Origin of the sequence: Pedobacter agri (assembly GCF_032678665.1) — a bacterium.
Taxonomy (GTDB): domain Bacteria; phylum Bacteroidota; class Bacteroidia; order Sphingobacteriales; family Sphingobacteriaceae; genus Pedobacter; species Pedobacter agri_A.
Window position 1 is genome coordinate 1 of record NZ_JAVTSH010000007.1, and the last position, 19,591, is coordinate 19,591.

Consider the following 19,591-nt stretch of genomic DNA (forward strand, 5'->3'; position numbering starts at 1 on the left):
GGTTAATTGGTTTTAAAAGGTTGCCTGGTGTGGATTTTTGAGGCAGGTGTGATAAAGGTAGTTTTTGAACCATATAGATATAGAGAACATATAGGTTTGAGCTAGATATAGAATACGTGTTTTTTGAACCATATAGGCATAGAGAACATATAGTATTAAACCGGGAAATCAAACAGCATTGTTCTTTGAACCATATAGGCATAGAGAACATATAGTATTAAACCGAGAGATCAAACTGCATTGTTTTTTGAACCATATAGACATAGAGAAAATATAGTATTAAACCGGGAGATCAAACTGCATTGTTCTTTGAACCATATCACATAGACATAGAGAAAATATAGTATTAAACCGGGATATCAAACTGCATTGTTCTTTGAACCATATCATATAGACATAGAGAAAATATAGACTGAATTGAAGAGATTAAAGTAAAGATAGCTTTAAGGCTTAGCACATAGGTATCTGGTGAAGGTGTATTTTATTTAGGTAGGTTGGCACCCAGCCATTTGATCGGGGCCGCGGCTGTGCCACTTAAACCCGACCAAAGTGGAAAACCCGCAGCGAGGCACGAGCGAGGATTTGCAACATAGGGCGGGACGATCCTTATATAATAGCAATTGCAGTGCTTTCCAAAAAAAACTAATATTGACCAGTACTTAATAAAACTAATGTACAGGCCCTCATTGGTTCAATATCATGTTGATCCAAAAGTTTCTCGAGTTCGTAATTCTCAGTACCGGGATTAAAAATAACTCTTTTGGGTTTAGTCTCTAAAATGTAATCATGATATTGAGGCTGAAGCGCTGGTCCGATATATAGTGTTATGGTATCGATATCCTGATGAATTTCATTTGGTTTTTCGATTTCAATACCTGCAACCTCACCTTTTTTGATGCCGACGTTTACGATTTCATGATTAAAACGCGTTAGCATGTGAGCTGCTTTGTAAGAATATCTTGAAGGATCGGGAGATGCGCCTATAATTAATGTTTTTTTCATTTTGCTCTATTTTCTGAATTAAAATTTTGACAACAATGCGATTTGTCCGGAATGATAAGCATGGTGTTGTGCCAATCCGTTCAACAACTCTGCATTGGTAAGGTGATTACCTAATGCAAGATTTTGCGCATCGATAATTTCTTCGTCCCATTGAATATCTTTAATTTCAGCACAATGCCTGATCAATTCTTCGTTGGCTACCTTAAAATCGAAAATAATTTTCTCCCATGCTTGCGGCGTTTTACTTTCGGGAGTTGGCCAATCGCCTCTTACCGGTTCTGATGCAGTGTTCTGCATTAACCTAGAAGTTACTTCTTCCGTCCAAGAGGTTAAATGAAGGGCAATTTCTGCTATGGAATGGGCATTTGGGATAAAATGTTCGAATGCATTTTCAGCCTTAACATTGTTTAGTGTCTGCATCACATGATTTCCATGCCAGGCATCACCATTAAAGGCTTTTTGAATTTCGTTTGTGATATTAAGCATAATTTAACAACAAGCTTAAGAATATAAAGTTTTTAAGTTGCCTTTAAGATTGCGTTAGCACAGTTAATTCCATCAATCGCTGCCGAAACGATTCCGCCTGCATAGCCCGCTCCTTCGGCACAAGGATAAAGCCCTTTGATTTGTGGATGCTGAAAAGTTTCCTTATCTCTAGGGATACGCACTGGTGATGAAGTCCTGCTTTCTACGCCAACTAAAATTGCTTCATTCGTATAATAACCTCTGATTTTTTTACCGAATAAAGGTAAGGCTGCCTTCAGGCTTTTTGAAACAAATTCTGGGAGGATATTGTCGAGCATAACACTTTTGGTTCCTGGCAAGTATGAATTTTTAGGAAGGTCTATCGACAGCTTGTTGTTTACAAAATCCATCATCCGCTGTGCGGGAGCAACTAAATTACCACCACCAGCTTCAAAAGCTAACTTCTCTATCTCTGATTGAAAATTTAGCATCCTTAGTGGATCATAACCCAGAACATCATCTAACGTTACCTGAACCACTGTACCAGAATTAGCAAAGGGATTATTACGTTTTGAAGGTGACCAGCCGTTTACCACGATTTCATTTTCGCCGGTAGCACAAGGTGCGATGATTCCGCCCGGGCACATGCAAAAAGAAAACACGCCACGGGCACCAACCTGTTCTACCAGACTGTAATATGCAGGTGGCAGAAATTCAGAACGGATATCGCAATGGTATTGTGCAGCATCTATAATTTCTTGCGGATGTTCTATCCTTACGCCTAGTGCAAATGGTTTCGCTTCAATTAAGATATTTTTTTTATGCAACAACTCGTAAACATCTCTTGCTGAATGACCTGTGGCAAGAATGATATGATCAGCGAAAAGTTTATCTTCAAAATTGATTTCGATACCTTTTACTTTACCAAATTCGGTAATGATATCGGTCATTTGTGTATCGAACATCACTTCGCCGCCGGCGTTTAGTATTGTTTCTTTAATCGAGGTGATAATATGGGGCAGTTTATTGGTACCGATATGTGGTCGGGCATCAATAATGATATCTTTCTCGGCACCATGATCTACAAAAACTTGTAGTACCTTATTAATATCACCTCTTTTGTTTGACCGGGTATATAGTTTTCCGTCGGAGTAAGTTCCAGCTCCACCTTCGCCATAACAGTAATTGGATTCCGTATTGACCAAGCCCTGCTTATTGATAGCCGCCAAATCGCGACGACGCTGTTTTACATCTTTTCCACGCTCAATAATTATTGGTTTTAAGCCATTCTCTATACATTGCAGCGCAGCAAACAAACCCGCAGGACCTGCACCAATAATTAGTACAGGTTTAGCATTACTGACATTTTGATAGTTTACCACCTGAATTTCGAGATGAGGTTCTTCATCAATAAAAACCTTTACCTGTAAGCGAAAAATTACTTTCCGTGATCGGGCATCAATTGAGCGCTTTAAAACTTCGAAAGATTTAATTCGGTTTTCCTGAATAGATAAACCTTCTGCTAATTTAGCTTTGATTATTTCTGGTTGCTCTACCTGATGCGGGAGCAGCGTAATTTCGAGATCTTTTTGCATGTTGTTCGTCGGGTTTTTATCCCGAATTGATGCAAAGATAATAATGAATCGCCATATATGTATTAGCGTTTATAACAATTGATCCTTGCACAATCTGTCAGTTATTTTAATGAAATGTAACAAAGGCATGCAATTTGATATCTAATTTGTAAATTGAATAAATTTAATTTTGAACAAGACACAAAAATCATAAAAATGAAAAGATTAGTATTTGGAATTATTGCTGCTGTAATTGCAGTAAGCACATTAAGTTCATGCGGATATAACAGCATGGTAAGCCTAGATGAAAATGTAAAATCGAAGTGGGGAACAGTACAAACCCAATATCAGCGAAGAGCAGATTTGATTCCAAACTTAGTGGCAACCGTTAAAGGTGCAGCCAAATTTGAGCAGGGAACTTTAACTGCTGTAACTGAAGCCCGTGCTAAAGCGACACAAATGACGGTAAATGCTGATGATTTAACGCCAGAAAATATCCAAAAATACCAAGCTGCACAAGGACAGTTAAGCCAGGCTTTGGGTAAATTGCTATCGATTACCGAAAATTACCCTGAATTGAGAGCAACACAACAATTTAGCGATTTATCGGCTCAATTAGAAAGTACTGAAAACAGAATTACCGTTGCCCGAAAAGATTTTAACGACGCAGTACAACAATATAATGGTAAAATTAGGTCTTTCCCAACCAACTTAACAGCCGGAATGTTCGGTTTTAAACCTAAGGGCTATTTTGAAGCTGATGCATCAGCTAAAGATGCACCGAAAGTAGAATTCTAATTATTGAACTTATCATATTTAAGGGTAGTGCCGGTTTGATCATTAAACGGGCATTACCCTTTTTACTTCTTATAAAAATAAAGACATGTCGTTATTTTCAGATTTAGAACAAGATAAAATAGCTGCTGCAATTGCCAATGCTGAAAAAGCTACATCTGGTGAAATTCGAATCGCAATAGATAAACATTGCACTATTGATCCATTTGAAAGGGCAACCGAATATTTTACTCAACTGGACATGGATAAAACATCGCAAAGAAATGGTGTTTTAATTTACCTTGCACATGCAGATCATAAATTTGCAATTATTGGTGATTTAGGGATTAACAGGTTAGTGCCTGCAGATTTTTGGGAAACAACCAAAATTGCCATGACAGCACATTTTGCCAAAGGCGATTTAGCTGAAGGTATTATTGCAGGTGTAGCACTAGCAGGTGAAAAATTAGCCCTGTATTTTCCGCCACAAGTGGGCGACATTAATGAGTTGCCAAATGACATTGTTTACATGGATCATCAAGAAAAAAAATAAGCAAATGAAAAAATTATTCCTTTTGTCTTTCTTCAGCTTAATATTCTCTTTTGCATTTGCACAGGATTTTCCTGAAAAGCCATCTACTTTGGTTAATGATTATTCTGGGGCGCTCTCGATAGAACAGCGGGCAATGCTCGAAAAAAAACTGGTTGCATTTGATGATTCATCATCTACGCAGATTTCTATTGCCATATTAAAATCAGTTGGCGATTACGACATTAATGAGTATGCTGTTGAACTCGGCAGAAAATGGGGTGTTGGCCAAAGTGGCAAAAACAACGGAATTATGATTGTTGTGGCCCTTGGAGACCGGAAAATATCTATTCAAACGGGTTACGGTGTTGAGGGTGCGCTGCCAGATGTTTATGCCAAACGTATTATTGATGAAGACATCAAACCCAATTTCAGAAACGGAGATTATTACCAGGGCCTGGATGATGCAACTACTGAAATAATCAAATATACCAAGGGCGAATACAAGAATGATAAGCCAAGAGTTTCTTCTAAAAGTAAAAATGGCGGGATTGGAAGTGTCGCGGTGATTATTATCATCGTTGTGGTGATCATTATTATCATGAGAAAAGGCGGTGGCGGAGGTGGAAGTGAAGTTATTGGCGGTCGTGGAGCTTCAAATGCGCTATTCTGGGCCATGTTGTTCGGAAGCGGTGGTGGACGTGGCGGAAATAGCTGGGGAAGCGGTGGCTTCGGAGGAGGTTCTTCCGGAGGTGGCGGTGGATTTGGTGGTTTCGGTGGCGGAAGTTTTGGTGGAGGTGGATCAAGCGGAAGCTGGTAGCTCCAGTCCATAGTCCGTAGTCCGTAGTCCGTAGTCCGTAGTCCGTAGTCCGTAGTCCGTAGTCCGTAGTCCGTAGTCCGTAGTCCGTAAGTTGGAAAATTTTGCGATCTGCTTGTTACAACGAGTTTCCAACTTTTCAAGATTTAACATTACAACAATTATGTACAGAAAAGATTTAATAACAGCCGAAATACAGAAACTTGCTGAGGTTTTAGCCAGAATTATGGGCTTAAAACTGGAAGGGAAATTAAAAGATGCACAAATAATGTTTGACGAAACCATGAAGACAAGTTTTACCTTACCGATTGAGGTATTGGAAAGTAACGACTTAGCTTCTTTTAATGCCTGGCTGGAATCTTCTAATCTTCCACCAGAAAAGTTGGACTCACTAAGTGAATTTCTGTATTATGAGTTAGGCATTAGTGCTGAAAGAAATAAACTGGTTGTACCTAAGTTAAATTCTATTTATCAATTCCTTTCTGAAAAACATAAAATTGTTCATCTGGTGAATTTTCATCGTCAGGAAACCATCCAACAGTACCTTTAAAAATTAACAGATAAGAAAATTGATATGATGATAGAAAAATGGCAAAAACTTGCATCTAAATATTTGGTAAAAGAGCGGTGGGCTACCCTAAGGGTGGATGAGGTAAAGTTGCCAAACGGAACAGTAAAAGATGATTATTTTGTATTGGAATATCCAGATTGGGCCACTGCAATCGCATTAACCGAAGAAGGAAAAATGATTCTGGTCCGTCAATATCGCCATGCGGCAGATATTGTTTCGTTAGAAGTTCCCGGTGGTGTGATTGATGGTGATGAAGGTCCGGAAGCTGGCGTAAAACGAGAACTGCAAGAAGAAACAGGTTATACTTTTAAAACGTGTAAACTTATAGCTGAGCTTTATCCAAATCCTGCAACGGCAAACAATAAAACCTATACTTATCTGTTAACCGGCGGTATTAAAACTCATGAACAACACTTAGATGAGCATGAAATTTTAAATGTAGAAGAATATACTATTGATGAAGTGAAACAGTTGCTCAGAGAAAACAAAATTGCCCAATGTATACACGTTGCCGCACTACATTATGGACTGGCCGCATTGGAAGAAAATGCGCAGTAATTAATTAAATGTTTTAAAGGCTTCGTTTAACGTTTAAACAAAAAGTCCTGATTTGAAATTCAAATCAGGACTTTTTGTTTTTCAGGAATCGATATAAAAAATTGGGATTTAGTAAATCCTAAACTTTTTACCCTAAACCTTAGTTAGCTCATTTTCAATTTCTTTTGGATATCGTGAACGTAAGCTTTAAATTTTTTGTCTGTATCAATTAAGTCTTCTACCGTTTGGCAAGCATAAATCACAGTGCTGTGATCGCGGCCACCAAAGAAAGCACCAATTGTTTTCAATGATGATTTAGTGTGGCTTTTCGACAGGTACATTGAAATTTGACGGGCCTGAACAATTTCGCGTTTACGCGTTTGTGATTTAACCATATCAACCGGAACTTCAAAATACTCACAAACCAATTTCTGGATGTATTCCATTGAAATTTCTTTCGAAGTATTTTTAATAAAGTTCTTTAACATTTGTTTAGCTAACGCTAAATCAATCTCTTTCTTATTCAAAGTCGCTTGCGCCAATAGAGAAACCATTGCACCTTCCAGCTCACGAACGTTATTGTCGATGTTGTGTGCCACATACTCAACCACTTCGCCAGGTAACTCAATACCATCGGCGTACATTTTCTTTCTTAAAATGGCGATACGTGTTTCCAGGTCTGGAATCTGCAAATCAGCAGAAAGCCCCCATTTGAAACGACTTAATAAGCGCTCTTCTAAACCAGCTAGATCTTTTGGTGCTTTATCAGATGTTAAAATTACCTGTTTACCTGATTGATGTAAGTGATTAAAAATGTGGAAGAAAATATCCTGAGTTTTTTCCTTGCCCGCGAAGTTGTGTACATCATCCATAATGATCACATCCATTGCCTGGTAAAAATTAACGAAATCGTTAATGGTATTATTCTTCAATGAATCTACAAACTGCTGGCAAAATTTTTCACAACTCACATAGATCACCAGTTTATCTGGCATACTGCGTTTAATTTCGTTTCCGATAGCTTGTGCCAGGTGTGTTTTTCCTAAACCTACACCGCCGTAAATCATCAGTGGGTTAAATGAAGTTCCGCCTGGTTTGGCAGCAACGGCATAACCAGCAGAACGGGCTAAACGGTTACAATCGCCTTCAATGTAATTCTCGAAAGTGTAATTTGCGTTTAGTTGAGGGTCAACATTTAATTTTTTTAATCCAGGAATGATGAATGGATTTTTGATATCCTTATTAATTGAAACAGGAATTGGCATCGATTGAACTTTTGCCTCTGCCCCATTTCCATTGGATGGCATATTGGTAGTATAAGGATTACCGCTGTTTGATGATTTATCAACAACGATATTGTATTCCAACCTGCCATCCTCTCCAAGTTGCTTTTTTACAGTTTTACGTAGCAAACCTACATAATGTTCTTCAAGCCATTCGTAAAAGAACAAACTTGGCACTTGTATGGTTAAAACCTTACCTTCCAATTTAAGGGCTGTTATAGGCTCGAACCAAGTTTTAAAACTTTGGTTCGGGATGTTATCCTTAATAATTTGAAGACAGTTCTTCCACACTTCTGTACAAGTTTTTTCCATTGCGATTTCTATAATTTATTGGTTTTCAGTGCCGATTCGAGATAATAGGATGGTCCGTTTCGGGACTACGAATATTGAGAAAATTATCAACATTTTAAACAAAAATTTCAAATAATTCGTAACCTACTGATAAGGAATAGGGTAGCTTAGTTAACCTCAATTTTTTGTGTTGATAACTATTTATTAACATCCTTTATCCACATTCATGCATATATGATGTCATTATTTAAACATCAATCAAATCGATGTCGGAAATACAAATTTTAAGCCACTAACAAGATTTATCAAGGCATCCACTATAATTTCGAAGGCTTAAAATCTCAAAAAGCTGATTATCAAAGCAATTGTTTTGTGACCTATTTAGCGTCTTCACTGCAATCTCCCTTATCAAGGAAAAATCGTGGTATTATTTCCCCTCCTATTGTAAATTGTATTAAAAATTACCCAAATTAATTTTCCCTGATCACGCTAAAGACACCAACCTATCTATAACATCAAATTTTCATGTTTAGTATTCACCAAACACTTTTCGCATCACATCTGAAATTTCTCCAAGTGTGGCATATTTTTCTACCGCATCTATAATAAACGGCATCAGATTTTCATTTCCATTTGCAGCATGTTCCAAAGCTTTTAATGATGCTGTAACTTCGGTATTATCCCTCTGGGATTTGAGTCGATTAAGTTTTTCGGTTTGAAGGATCCGAATGGAATCGTCGATATTAAAAACTTCTGTCAAACCTTCCTCGGTTTGCGTAAATTTATTTACTCCGACGGAAATTCTTTCACCAGTTTCAATTTCCTTCTGATACTGATAAGCGGCACTGGCGATTTCGTTTTGCATATAATCGCTCTCGATGGCATTCACTGAGCCACCCATTGCATCAATCTTATCTATATATACCCAAGCTGCAGCTTCTACTTCGTCTGTTAAATTTTCAACAAAAAATGATCCTGCCAATGGATCTACCGTATCTGTTACTCCGCTTTCAAAGGCGATAATTTGCTGGGTACGCAAGGCAATTTTAGCGGCGGCTTCTGTAGGAAGCGACAATGCCTCATCATACCCGTTGGTATGCAGCGACTGGGTTCCGCCCAAAACAGCAGCCATGGCCTGATTCGTAACCCTGATTACATTATTTAATGGCTGCTGAGCCGTAAGCGTAGACCCACCGGTTTGCGTGTGAAAACGCAGCATTTGTGCTTTTTCATCGGTGGCGCCGAGTTCCTTCGTAATTTTAGCCCACATCCTCCTGGCTGCTCTAAATTTGGCAATCTCTTCAAAGAAATTGTTGTGGCAGTTAAAGAAGAATGATAATCGCTTTGCGAAAATATTAATATCTAAACCCTTATCAATAGCCGCTTTTAAATACGTTTTTCCATTTGCCAAGGTAAAAGCCAACTCTTGCACAGCAGAAGATCCTGCTTCACGAATGTGATAACCTGAAATGGAAATGGTATTCCATTTTGGAACTTCCTGACTGCAAAATTCAAAAATGTCGGTAATTAACCGCATTGATGGCTTTGGAGGATAAATGTAAGTTCCTCTTGCAGCATATTCTTTCAAAATATCGTTTTGAATTGTTCCGGAGATCTGTTTTAAATCTGCGCCCTGTTTTTCAGCCAGCGCAATATACATCGCCAATAAGATGGAAGCCGTAGCGTTGATGGTCATCGAAGTTGTGATGTTCTTCAACTCAATTCCATCAAAAAGGATTTCCATGTCTTTTAAGGAATCAATAGCCACTCCAACCTTTCCAACCTCTCCCTCAGCCATATCATGATCGGAATCATATCCAATTTGGGTTGGCAAATCAAAAGCAACAGATAAGCCAGTTGTTCCCTGCGCCAATAAATAGTGGTAACGTTTGTTAGATTCTTCGGCAGTTGAAAATCCTGCATACTGCCGCATTGTCCACAGCCTTCCACGATACATATCCTTTTGAATTCCGCGGGTAAAAGGAAACTCACCAGGCATTTCATTCATCGGCTTTGCCGAAGTATAAATTTCTTTAATATTGATGCCTGATGTGGTGGTATGTTTATTGTCGCTCATATGGTTGTTCTGGTTGATTAGTTTTTTCGTTGTTTGTTTATCGCGGCATTTTTGAATTATTAAATAGATAAGATTAACAACACCTAAACCCCTCCATCAAACCAACCAAAAAACCAAATATCTAAACAACTAGCCATTAAAACATTTTCTGAATATCTTTTTTGATCAGTTCGATGGTTAAATCGTAAGGATTTTCGTCGATGCTTGCCATATGCTGCAAAATGGCCTTGCTCAATTCAATGCCATTCGAATCAGCAGGCAAGCCCTGTACCGCATTATTAATCATGGCGATGGTATCATCTTTAAGTTTACGCACCACATTCCAGGTAACGCTATCAATATAAAGTTGCTGGGTAATATTGTGTTGATACTCAGAGCGCACTTCATTTAAAATCCCGGCTTGCAATGCTCCGATCCCAATGCCTTGCTGGTGCAGGCGAACGAGCAAATTAGCAGGATTAATCCGGTCAGTAAAAATAATCAACCGTTCATGCGCCTGTAACCGCAGTGGTAAAATATGTGCCCTACCCTCTTTATTAAGTTCAATATCTTTGAGGTTAAAAAACCGCTGAATATCGGTCTTTAAGATATAATAAACTGCCATTAATGCTGAGAAGATGCCTGAAAATAAGATTACTACATCTGTTAAAACTTGTTGAATATTCATACTATTGTTAAATACGGTAATATTAACTATCCGTTAAGAGCAAAAATGTGCATTATTATTTATATTTCCTCTATGAATACATATTCTCAATGGTAGAGTAGAGAACGATAAATTGCTTTTTTATGATGTTAATTATTATATATATAAAAGCAATTTATCTAAGTTTGTAATAGATAAAATTTAAATAACATGAGCACAACAGTTGACACATCATTTGCACCGGTTACTTTTTCAGAAGGCGCAGCAAAAGAGTTATATAAATTAAAGGATCAGCAAGAAATTAGTGAGGATTACGGTTTACGTGTTGGCGTTGAAGGTGGCGGATGCGCAGGCATGAATTATGTTTTGGGTTTTGATCAGAAAAAAGATGGTGACCAGGAATTTTTTATTGATGGCATTAAAGTTTTCATGAACAAAGCGCATCAAATGTATTTGATGGGCATGATGATTGATTGGCAAGATGGCTTAAACTCACGTGGTTTTACTTTTGTTAACCCAAATGCAACCAGTACCTGTGGTTGTGGAACGAGTTTCTCGGCATAATTAAAATATAATTGTAACATAAACTACAGTCCCGATGTCTAAACGTCGGGACTTTTTTTATTTTTACAATTAAAGGCTTGAGGCAAAGGGTATAGGGTTTAAAGGCTTCCATGCCATTCTCGATACTTATATTCGATATACTATAAATGAATTACAGAGAAAACATCAGACTGGCATTAGAATCTATTAAAGGCAATCGCTTACGCACCATGCTTACCGCCTTAATTATTGCAATAGGTTTAATGGCCTTAGTTGGTATTTTAACCACACTTGATGCTGTAAAGAAAAGTATGACCGATGCTTTTAGTAGCATGGGTGCAAACTCCTTCACCATTAGAAACCGCGGTACGGGAATTAGAATTGGCAATGGAAAAAGACCAAAACCCTTCAAAGCGATCCGTTACGAAGATGCTGTTAAGTTCAAAGATAGTTTAAATGCGCCTGCTACGGTGGCAGTAAGTGTTTTTGCCAGTGGCGGTTCTACGGTAAAATATGGAGGGTTCAAAACTAACCCGAACATTAATGTTCAGGGAATTGACGAAAATGGCTTGGCTTCGCAAGGCTTAAGCTTATCTCAGGGAAGAAATTTCGGACTTTCAGAAGTATCGTTAGGAAGCAATGTTTGCATTGTTGGAGGAGAAGTGGTAGAAAGGCTCTTTAAAGATTCCGACCCCATGGATAAGCTTATTAACGTGGGTAACAATCGCTTTAAAATTATAGGCGTTTTAGCTAAAAAAGGATCGAGTATGGGTTTTAGTGGTGATAGAGCAGTTTATGTACCACTGTTAAAAGCGAAACAAATCAATGCCAACGCCAATCCATCGTACACCATTACCGTAATGGTTCCTGATAATAATGACCAGGAAAATGTGATTGGAGAATCTACGGCTTTATTTAGAAATATTCGTAAAGTTAAGATTGGGGAAGGAAACAATTTCGAAATCACAAAAAGTGATGCCATTGCACAAACCTTATTTGAAAATCTGGCTTTTGTAGCCATTGGTGGTGTAGCGATCGGAATTATCACGTTGCTGGGTGCATCTATCGGCTTAATGAACATTATGCTGGTAAGTGTAACTGAACGAACCAGAGAAATTGGCATTAGAAAAGCCATTGGAGCAAATCCGCAAGTTATTCGCCGTCAATTTTTAATCGAAGCCGTGGTAATATGTTTAATGGGCGGCGTTTTGGGCATATTTTTAGGGATAGTGCTCGGAAATATTATTTCGCTCGCCATGGGTGGAGCATTTATTATACCTTGGTTTTTTATTATCGGCGGCTTTGCATTATGTGTTTTGGTCGGTATAATTTCCGGATACTACCCTGCTAAAAAAGCCTCGAAATTAGATCCGGTAGAAGCGTTGAGGTACGAATAAGCTCCAGCATGTTAAAGTAGAACTGATTTTCTATTCAATTTAAATAGGATTGATTTCATATTATTCATCAACACTCCTTTGCGAATGGAGGGTCAAATCAATACGTTGTTTAGCTGATGTTGACTAAGTAAGCGTTGCATCAAAGGATTGGCCAGACTTTCTTCAAGCGCTGCGGCATGCTTGAGGTGGTGCATATCACTGCCAATAAAATCAACCAAATGATTTTCGACCATTTCTTCCGCTACTTTTTTTGCACCTGAACCATAATACCCTGTTAAAGCGATAGAGTTCATCTGCAATAAACAGCCTGTTTCTTTAATCTGATGAAAACTTTCAAACGATCCGTAGTAGTAAGGATATCTTTCCGGATGTGCTAAAACCGGTTTATAACCAGTATCCTGCATCATTTTAATGATTTCAAATAAATTTTGAGGCGCATTGATATAAGATAGTTCAAACAGGAGGTAGTTGCTACCGAAAGTAAGTACTTCTTTTTGTCTGATTTTCTTTTCTAAAGTTTCATCAAGGTAATATTCGGCGGCGGCATCAACCTCTAAATCTAACTGAATTTCCTGCAATCCCTTTCTTAATACATCCAATGCCCTATGTATTGAATCGGGCGTATTGCGAAAATAATCGGCCATGATGTGCGGCGTAGCGATTAACTTCTTAAAACCTAAAGCTTTAAATTTTTTCGCCAAGGCAATGGAATCATTTATGTTTTGAGCGCCATCATCTATCCCTGGAATAATATGAGAGTGCATATCTGTTCCAATATTCGAGAAATTAAATTCGGGTACTATTTTCTTTTTTTTAAATAATCCGAACATCTTAACGGGTGTAGCTTAATTTATTTCCTTCGGCAAACTGGCTGCCTCGGCTGATGGGGCTAATTTAGAAGAATAGATTTTATCGAGCAAATTATTTAAGCTTTCACTAAGATCAAACTGTAAATCTTCATGTAACTTTTTATATTTATTGATGGTAACGGCTACCGTTTTAAGGTAAAATGAAGAAAATAAAATCATGTAATCACGATATCCAAAAATTGATTTCCGATAATCGAAAGGAATGATACTAAGGATAAATATTTTCAGTTCAACCTCTCCTAACGGATCTTTAGTAACCTTATAAAAATGATTAACCGATGTAACCATCTTCCTAACCTTTACCAAAGCCTCTTTTGCATTAAGCTTTTTAAGATCAGCAACCTGTTCCGTCACATCGGTTTTAATTTTTTCTTTCCGGTCTTCCAAATCCAGTTCATCTTCCAGAAGCTTATAATGAAGATGTTCTGTGAGCACTTTGTCTTTAGCCACCAATCGCAGTAACAGCTTATCTTTTTCTTTGATAGGCAAATCTGTGATGGCTGTTTTTAAATCTTTATGCTCTGATAATTTCATTTAAAAAGGGTTGGCCTTGATGTATTTTTCCCATTCCCAGGCCGAACGCATCATTTCATTAATATCGAGTTGAGCTTTCCAGCCTAATTCCAGATTTGATTTTTGAACATCACCAAATATCTGAACAATATCGCCAGCCCTTCTCGGACCGATTTTATAATCGAGTTTTTCTCCTGTTACATTCTCAAACGCAGAAATAATTTCTAACACAGAAGAACCTTTACCTGTTCCGATATTGAAAACTTCGTAATTTGAGTTAGCTTTTCCTTCGGCTAAACGCTGTATGGCTTTAACGTGTGCCTTTGCCAAATCTACTACATGGATGTAATCGCGAATGGCTGAACCATCAGGAGTTTCATAATCATCACCATAAACCGTTATCGGGCCGCGTTTACCAATGGCCGACTGTGTGATAAAAGGAACCAAATTAGCGGGAACGCCATTAGGCAACTCACCAATCAGCGCCGTTTCATGTGCACCAACAGGATTAAAATAACGCAAAGCGATTACATTTAAATCAGGCTTAACCGCAGCCGTTTCAATTAAGATTTCTTCAGCAATTTGTTTGGTGTTACCATAAGGAGATTCGGCTTTTTTAACGGGAGCAGCCTCGGTAACAGGCAAACTATCTGGCTGACCGTAAACGGTACAAGAAGATGAGAATACAAAATCAATTTTTTTGTTAAATGAGGTTAACAAGTTAATTAATCCGTAAAAATTGTTTTTATAATATTTTAATGGTTTCTCAACCGATTCGCCAACGGCCTTCGAGGCTGCGAAGTGAATGATGCCCGTAATATCAGTGTTATTTTCGGCAAATTCCTGAACGGCCCTGTCGTCCTGAAGATCCATCTCTACAAACTCAAACCATTTACCTGTAATGGCATGCAATTGAGTTAGAATTTTGATGTTGGAATTGGAAAGATTATCAACAATAATCACTTCGTAACCTGAATTATGCAACTCGACTACGGTATGGGAACCAATATATCCAGTTCCGCCGGTAACTAATACTTTTGACATTTTAACGGTTAAATGTGGTAAAATCTTTATGATCAATTTTCGCTAAAGCCTCTGCAGGCAACGATTTAAAATATTCGTAAGTAATTTTTAAGCCTTCTGCTCTTCCCACCTTTGGCTCCCATCCTAAAATTTCTCTTGCTTTGGTAATGTCAGGTCTTCTCTGTTTCGGATCATCCTGAGGCAGTTCTTTATACACGATTTTTTGAGCTGTTCCGGTAAGCTTGATAATTTCCTCGCAAAATTGCTGAATTGTAATTTCATCAGGATTGCCAATGTTTACAGGTTGAGCATAATCACTCATCAGTAAGCGATAAATCCCTTCGATAAGGTCATCCACATAACAAAAAGACCGCGTTTGGCTACCATCTCCGAAAATTGTAAGGTCTTCGCCTCTTAATGCCTGCCCAATAAAGGCGGGTAAAACCCGACCATCATTCAGGCGCATTCTTGGTCCGTAAGTATTGAAAATCCTTACTATTCTGGTTTCCACACCATGAAACGTATGGTAAGCCATGGTGATGGCTTCCTGGAAACGCTTTGCTTCATCGTAAACGCCGCGAGGCCCAACTGGATTTACATTTCCCCAATACTCTTCTGGCTGAGGGTTAACATTAGGATCGCCATAAACTTCTGACGTTGAAGCAATAAGCATCTTTGCATTTTTATTCCTTGCCAATCCTAGCAAATTATGTGTTCCTAATGAACCAACCTTTAATGTTTGAATTGGAATTTTAAGGTAATCTATTGGGCTTGCAGGTGAAGCGAAATGCAATATATAATGCAACTTGCCCGGAATGTGAACAAACTTAGAAACATCATGATTGTAGAATTCGAAATTCTCCAATTTGAAAAGATGTTCAATATTGGCCATATCACCTGTGATCAGGTTATCCATTCCGATCACATGAAAGCCTTCTTTTACGAAGCGATCGCACAAATGTGAACCTAAAAATCCAGCCGCACCGGTAATTAAAATTCTCTTTTTCCCCATCTTAATCTATCAGTTTTCTTCCTATGCTATTATAATAATAGCCAAGATCGATCATTTTTTGCAAATCGTACAAATTACGGCCGTCAAAAACCACTTTATTTTTTAACGCCACGTCAATTTTATCAAAATCTGGATTTCTGAAAACTGACCATTCAGTAGCAATCAGCAATGCATCAGCGTTTTCTAAAGCCTCATATTGGTTTTTGGCATAATTTACCTTATCGCCAATGGTGTTTTTAACATTACCCATGGCTTCAGGATCGAATACGGTAACCGTAGCACCGTTTGCCAGCAATGCATCGATAATATATAAAGCTGGCGCCTCGCGAATATCATCAGTTTCTGGCTTGAAAGCCAAACCCCAAAGCGCAAAATGTTTACCTTTAATATCGTTTTTGTAATACTTTAAAACTTTATCTACCAAAATGGTTTTTTGACGTTCATTCACTTCCATCACCGATTTAAGAATCTGGAAATCGTAGGCATAATCATCAGATGATCTCACTAAAGCCTGAACATCTTTTGGAAAACACGAACCGCCATAACCTACACCAGGGAACAGAAAACGTTTACCTATACGTTCATCAGAACCGATACCTTTCCTCACCGCATCTACATCGGCACCCACCAGTTCGCAAAGGTTAGCAATTTCATTCATGAAAGTGATTTTGGTAGCCAAAAATGAATTAGCAGCATATTTCGTCAATTCAGAAGAACGCTCATCCATAAACAGGATTGGGTTTCCCTGGCGAACATATGGACCATAAAGCTCGGTCATTAGTTTTTTTGCCTTTTCACTTTTTGTTCCTAAAACCACCCGGTCAGGTTTCATGAAATCATCAACAGCTACCCCTTCCCTCAAAAATTCGGGATTAGAAACTACATCAACTTCAACTGTTGTATTTTCGGTGAAAACTGCCTTAACTTTATCAGCTGTTCCAACCGGCACTGTAGATTTGTTAACGATAATTTTATATTCTGTAATCAGTTTTGAAATGTCTTTTGCTGCCCCTAAAATATAGGAAAGGTCTGCGGCACCATCGCCACCCGGAGGCGTTGGCAAAGCCATAAAAATAATTTGAGCGTCTTTAATGGCATCTGCAAGAACGGTGGTGAAAGTTAATCTTCCTTGTTTAATGTTTCTATGAAATAATAAATCTAAACCAGGCTCATAAATGGGAACCTCACCATTTTGCATTTTTTGTACCTTCTGCTCATTAATGTCTACACATATTACGTCGTTTCCTGTTTCTGCTAAACATGTTCCGGTCACTAATCCTACATATCCGGTACCAATAACGGCTATCTTCATATATTTTTAAGCTTTTTAAATATATTCGTTTTATCTTGGCCACGAAGATAGGAAATTACAACAATGCTTTTGCTTTACATATTAGGAATTAGGATTTACAATTTAATTATTTCGATTTTTTCGCTATTTAACAATAAAGCAAAATTGTTTATAAATGGGCGGAAAAACCTATTTCAAAACATCAAAAATCAGGTTGATTCGAACCAAAAACACATCTGGTTCCACTTTGCATCGCTGGGCGAATTTGAACAAGGCAGACCTGTTTTAGAGAAACTCAAAGCAGTTTACCCCCAAAAAAAAATAGTGGTTACTTTTTTTTCCCCTTCGGGATATGAAATTAGGAAAAACTATGCTTTGGCTGATGTTTTTTATCTTCCTATGGATACCGCACAGAACGCGAAGCGATTTTTAGACCTGATTAATCCTGAAATGGCAATTTTCACTAAATATGAATTTTGGCATTTTTACTTCAAAGAACTAAACACCCGGAAGATTCCATTATATGTTATTTCAGGAATTTTCAGACCCACACAGGCATTCTTTAAATGGTATGGCAGTTTTTATAGAAACATTTTAAAATCGGTTACTTATTTTTTTGTGCAAAACGAGGAAAGTAAAGCCCTTTTGAATGCTATTGGTCTGCAAAATGCGGTGATTAGTGGCGATACGAGATTTGATCGCGTTTACGAAAACGCACAAACTGCCCGAAGCTTGCCAGAAATTGAAAATTTTATTGGTAATGCTCCTGTTTTAGTTTGTGGAAGTACCTGGCCCGAAGATGAAAAATTATTGGCTGTATTGCCTGAAAAATATCCCGATTGGAAATTCATTATCGCTCCGCATGAGATTCATGAAAGCCACATTGAAAGTATTGAAAAACAGTTTCCAGCTGGAAGTTTGCGGTTTTCAGTTTTAGCATCCCGGTTAAAGGCAGCCCCCGCTCCGACCTCGGCAGAACAAATCTTAATTATTGATAACATTGGCATGCTTTCTTCGCTGTATCGATATGGCAAAACTGCTTACATTGGTGGTGGCTTCGGTGCTGGCATACACAATACTTTGGAAGCTGCAGCTTTTGGATTACCAGTAATTTTCGGTCCGAAGTACGATAAATTCCAGGAAGCGAAAGATTTGATTGCTATTGGTGCTGCCCAAAGTATTTCTTCAGCAGACGAATTACTGAATGCTTTTGATAGCTTTTTAAAAAATAATCAGGCAGCAAACGCTGCAAAAAAATATGTGGAAGACAAAAAGGGAGCCACAGAAATTATAATTCGCCAAATTTTATGAAATTAAGATTAGTTACGCTTTTAGGGCTTTTATTTATGATTAAAAGTACCTTTGCTCAGCAAGAATTTAAAAAAATTAGCTTAGATAGCTTAGTGCTGATAACGCCTATTATAGATGCTGCTAAAGCAGGCGATGGAGATTCAAATACATTCAATGCGGAGTTAAGCTCCAAGATATCAAAATACCTTTTCGACAACCTGAGACAAAAATTTCCAGGCAATAAATATAAAAACATACCTGATTTAGAAACCTTACCTCAGCGAGAGTATATCGATATTACCCATAATTACCTTGCATGGACTAAATCTAAGAAAATTAAAGGATTTGTTGATGCCCCACCTGTTTTGGTACAAAACGATGTTGAGTTTACGCTGCATGTTGCAGTTTCGGGATATTATGGATCATCTGTCTACAAAGGTATCTATGCCAATCTTTTCGTTATAGATAATAAATTGAGAAAAATTATCTACTGTGATTCGAGTAGAACTACAACAGCGATTACCAATCAGGAAGCAGTTCGTAAATTAACCCTTAAACTGGTTGAGAAATATGTTGCATTTAAACCAAATCAGCGGTAACAACATCATCAACAATGGCTGCAATTTCCTGATCGATAGAAACCACAAAAACATCGTTTTCATCATTTTGAGGTTCTTCTAAAGTATTAAACTGGCTTTCTAACAAACTGGCAGGCATGTATTGATGTGATCTTTTCGAAATACGGCTATAAATGAGATCATAACTTCCTTTTAAATAAATAAACTTCATCGAATGATTATTCGATCTTAAAATATCACGATATTTCTTTTTAAGCGCAGAACAAGCAATAATGCAAGTGGTACCATGAGCTGCATGATCATGACCAACCTTTGCAATCAGATTTAACCAATCCAGCCGATCTTCATCGGTAAGTGGTATTCCCGCAGCCATTTTATCTACATTTCGTTGGGAGTGCAGGTTATCACCATCAATAAATTCTGCATTTAATTTCGGTGCCAGCGCTTTACCAATAACGGTTTTGCCACTTCCCGAAACACCCATTAAAATAATAAACTTAGCCATAAAA

Annotated in this window: 21 protein-coding genes; 9 read left to right on the top strand and 12 right to left on the bottom strand. The window is 37.9% G+C overall.

Going from position 1 to position 19,591, the window contains the following annotated elements; all coding sequences use genetic code 11:
* Positions 1 to 642: 642 nt before the first annotated feature.
* From R2Q70_RS14765 to R2Q70_RS14775, 3 genes are read right to left on the bottom strand one after another with little or no spacing between them, the layout of a single operon-like run.
* Positions 643 to 1,002: a CoA-binding protein gene (locus R2Q70_RS14765; protein WP_316808334.1), complete on the bottom strand. Its 360-nt coding sequence runs from the start codon at positions 1,000 to 1,002 to the stop codon at positions 643 to 645.
* Between the two features lie 18 nt (positions 1,003 to 1,020).
* Positions 1,021 to 1,488, bottom strand: a complete 468-nt coding sequence (locus R2Q70_RS14770) for a DinB family protein (protein ID WP_316808335.1) — start codon at positions 1,486 to 1,488, stop codon at positions 1,021 to 1,023.
* 32 nt (positions 1,489 to 1,520) lie between these two features.
* Complete coding sequence (locus R2Q70_RS14775) at positions 1,521 to 3,062, bottom strand: NAD(P)/FAD-dependent oxidoreductase (RefSeq protein ID WP_316808336.1); 1,542 nt, start codon at positions 3,060 to 3,062, stop codon at positions 1,521 to 1,523.
* A 195-nt stretch (positions 3,063 to 3,257) separates the two neighbouring features.
* On the opposite strand from R2Q70_RS14775, the gene R2Q70_RS14780 reads away from it, so the two are divergent.
* The 5 genes from R2Q70_RS14780 to R2Q70_RS14800 all read left to right on the top strand — a co-directional run bounded on the left by R2Q70_RS14780 (position 3,258) and on the right by R2Q70_RS14800 (position 6,290).
* On the top strand, positions 3,258 to 3,839 hold the full coding sequence (locus tag R2Q70_RS14780; RefSeq protein ID WP_316808337.1) for a LemA family protein: 582 nt from the start codon (positions 3,258 to 3,260) through the stop codon (positions 3,837 to 3,839).
* A gap of 85 nt (positions 3,840 to 3,924) precedes the next feature.
* Positions 3,925 to 4,368, top strand: a complete 444-nt coding sequence (locus R2Q70_RS14785; RefSeq protein WP_316808338.1) for a TPM domain-containing protein — start codon at positions 3,925 to 3,927, stop codon at positions 4,366 to 4,368.
* Positions 4,369 to 4,372: 4 nt separating this feature from the next.
* Positions 4,373 to 5,164 carry a TPM domain-containing protein gene (locus tag R2Q70_RS14790; protein WP_316808339.1) on the top strand — a complete coding sequence of 264 codons (792 nt, stop codon included), beginning with the start codon at positions 4,373 to 4,375 and terminating at the stop codon, positions 5,162 to 5,164.
* Positions 5,165 to 5,324: 160 nt separating this feature from the next.
* Positions 5,325 to 5,711: a hypothetical protein gene (locus tag R2Q70_RS14795; protein ID WP_316808340.1), complete on the top strand. Its 387-nt coding sequence runs from the start codon at positions 5,325 to 5,327 to the stop codon at positions 5,709 to 5,711.
* A 24-nt stretch (positions 5,712 to 5,735) separates the two neighbouring features.
* Positions 5,736 to 6,290: an NUDIX hydrolase gene (locus R2Q70_RS14800; RefSeq protein WP_316808341.1), complete on the top strand. Its 555-nt coding sequence runs from the start codon at positions 5,736 to 5,738 to the stop codon at positions 6,288 to 6,290.
* A gap of 143 nt (positions 6,291 to 6,433) precedes the next feature.
* Here the strand turns inward: R2Q70_RS14800 and dnaA are convergent, their stop codons facing one another.
* The 3 genes from dnaA to R2Q70_RS14815 form a co-directional block, all read right to left on the bottom strand.
* The gene (gene dnaA / locus R2Q70_RS14805; RefSeq protein ID WP_010601383.1) at positions 6,434 to 7,864 is read right to left on the bottom strand and encodes a chromosomal replication initiator protein DnaA; all 1,431 of its coding nucleotides are present in this window, start codon (positions 7,862 to 7,864) and stop codon (positions 6,434 to 6,436) included.
* Positions 7,865 to 8,372: 508 nt separating this feature from the next.
* Positions 8,373 to 9,920 carry a methylmalonyl-CoA mutase gene (locus R2Q70_RS14810; protein WP_316808342.1) on the bottom strand — a complete coding sequence of 516 codons (1,548 nt, stop codon included), beginning with the start codon at positions 9,918 to 9,920 and terminating at the stop codon, positions 8,373 to 8,375.
* Positions 9,921 to 10,056: 136 nt separating this feature from the next.
* Positions 10,057 to 10,587 (bottom strand): hypothetical protein, encoded by a 531-nt coding sequence (locus R2Q70_RS14815; RefSeq protein WP_316808343.1) that lies wholly within the window; start codon positions 10,585 to 10,587, stop codon positions 10,057 to 10,059.
* A 189-nt stretch (positions 10,588 to 10,776) separates the two neighbouring features.
* Here R2Q70_RS14815 and R2Q70_RS14820 point away from each other — a divergent pair, with 189 nt between their 5' ends.
* Both R2Q70_RS14820 and R2Q70_RS14825 read left to right on the top strand, forming a co-directional pair.
* Entirely contained in the window at positions 10,777 to 11,130 is a 354-nt protein-coding gene (locus R2Q70_RS14820) for an iron-sulfur cluster assembly accessory protein (protein ID WP_316808344.1), read from the top strand.
* Positions 11,131 to 11,276: 146 nt separating this feature from the next.
* On the top strand, positions 11,277 to 12,506 hold the full coding sequence (locus R2Q70_RS14825) for an ABC transporter permease (RefSeq protein WP_316808345.1): 1,230 nt from the start codon (positions 11,277 to 11,279) through the stop codon (positions 12,504 to 12,506).
* Positions 12,507 to 12,598: 92 nt separating this feature from the next.
* On the opposite strand, the gene R2Q70_RS14830 is transcribed toward R2Q70_RS14825, so the two are convergent.
* Genes R2Q70_RS14830 through R2Q70_RS14850 form a run of 5 tightly spaced genes read right to left on the bottom strand, consistent with a single transcriptional unit; the run spans position 12,599 to position 17,235 of the window.
* Positions 12,599 to 13,336, bottom strand: coding sequence for a tyrosine-protein phosphatase (locus R2Q70_RS14830; RefSeq protein WP_316808346.1), 738 nt, complete (start codon positions 13,334 to 13,336; stop codon positions 12,599 to 12,601).
* 15 nt (positions 13,337 to 13,351) lie between these two features.
* Positions 13,352 to 13,909, bottom strand: coding sequence for a hypothetical protein (locus R2Q70_RS14835; protein WP_316808348.1), 558 nt, complete (start codon positions 13,907 to 13,909; stop codon positions 13,352 to 13,354).
* Complete coding sequence (galE, locus tag R2Q70_RS14840) at positions 13,910 to 14,932, bottom strand: UDP-glucose 4-epimerase GalE (RefSeq protein WP_316808349.1); 1,023 nt, start codon at positions 14,930 to 14,932, stop codon at positions 13,910 to 13,912.
* A gap of 1 nt (position 14,933) precedes the next feature.
* Complete coding sequence (locus R2Q70_RS14845) at positions 14,934 to 15,923, bottom strand: UDP-glucuronic acid decarboxylase family protein (RefSeq protein ID WP_316808350.1); 990 nt, start codon at positions 15,921 to 15,923, stop codon at positions 14,934 to 14,936.
* Position 15,924: 1 nt separating this feature from the next.
* Positions 15,925 to 17,235 carry a UDP-glucose/GDP-mannose dehydrogenase family protein gene (locus tag R2Q70_RS14850; protein WP_316808351.1) on the bottom strand — a complete coding sequence of 437 codons (1,311 nt, stop codon included), beginning with the start codon at positions 17,233 to 17,235 and terminating at the stop codon, positions 15,925 to 15,927.
* 63 nt (positions 17,236 to 17,298) lie between these two features.
* On the opposite strand from R2Q70_RS14850, the gene R2Q70_RS14855 reads away from it, so the two are divergent.
* The gene (locus R2Q70_RS14855) at positions 17,299 to 18,525 is read left to right on the top strand and encodes a 3-deoxy-D-manno-octulosonic acid transferase (protein ID WP_316808352.1); all 1,227 of its coding nucleotides are present in this window, start codon (positions 17,299 to 17,301) and stop codon (positions 18,523 to 18,525) included.
* The gene (locus R2Q70_RS14860) at positions 18,522 to 19,103 is read left to right on the top strand and encodes a hypothetical protein (RefSeq protein WP_316808353.1); all 582 of its coding nucleotides are present in this window, start codon (positions 18,522 to 18,524) and stop codon (positions 19,101 to 19,103) included. The genes R2Q70_RS14855 and R2Q70_RS14860 overlap by 4 nt, the downstream gene beginning before the upstream one ends.
* Here R2Q70_RS14860 and R2Q70_RS14865 read toward each other — a convergent pair.
* The gene (locus tag R2Q70_RS14865) at positions 19,084 to 19,587 is read right to left on the bottom strand and encodes a gluconokinase (protein ID WP_316808354.1); all 504 of its coding nucleotides are present in this window, start codon (positions 19,585 to 19,587) and stop codon (positions 19,084 to 19,086) included. The genes R2Q70_RS14860 and R2Q70_RS14865 overlap by 20 nt on opposite strands.
* Positions 19,588 to 19,591 lie beyond the last annotated feature (4 nt).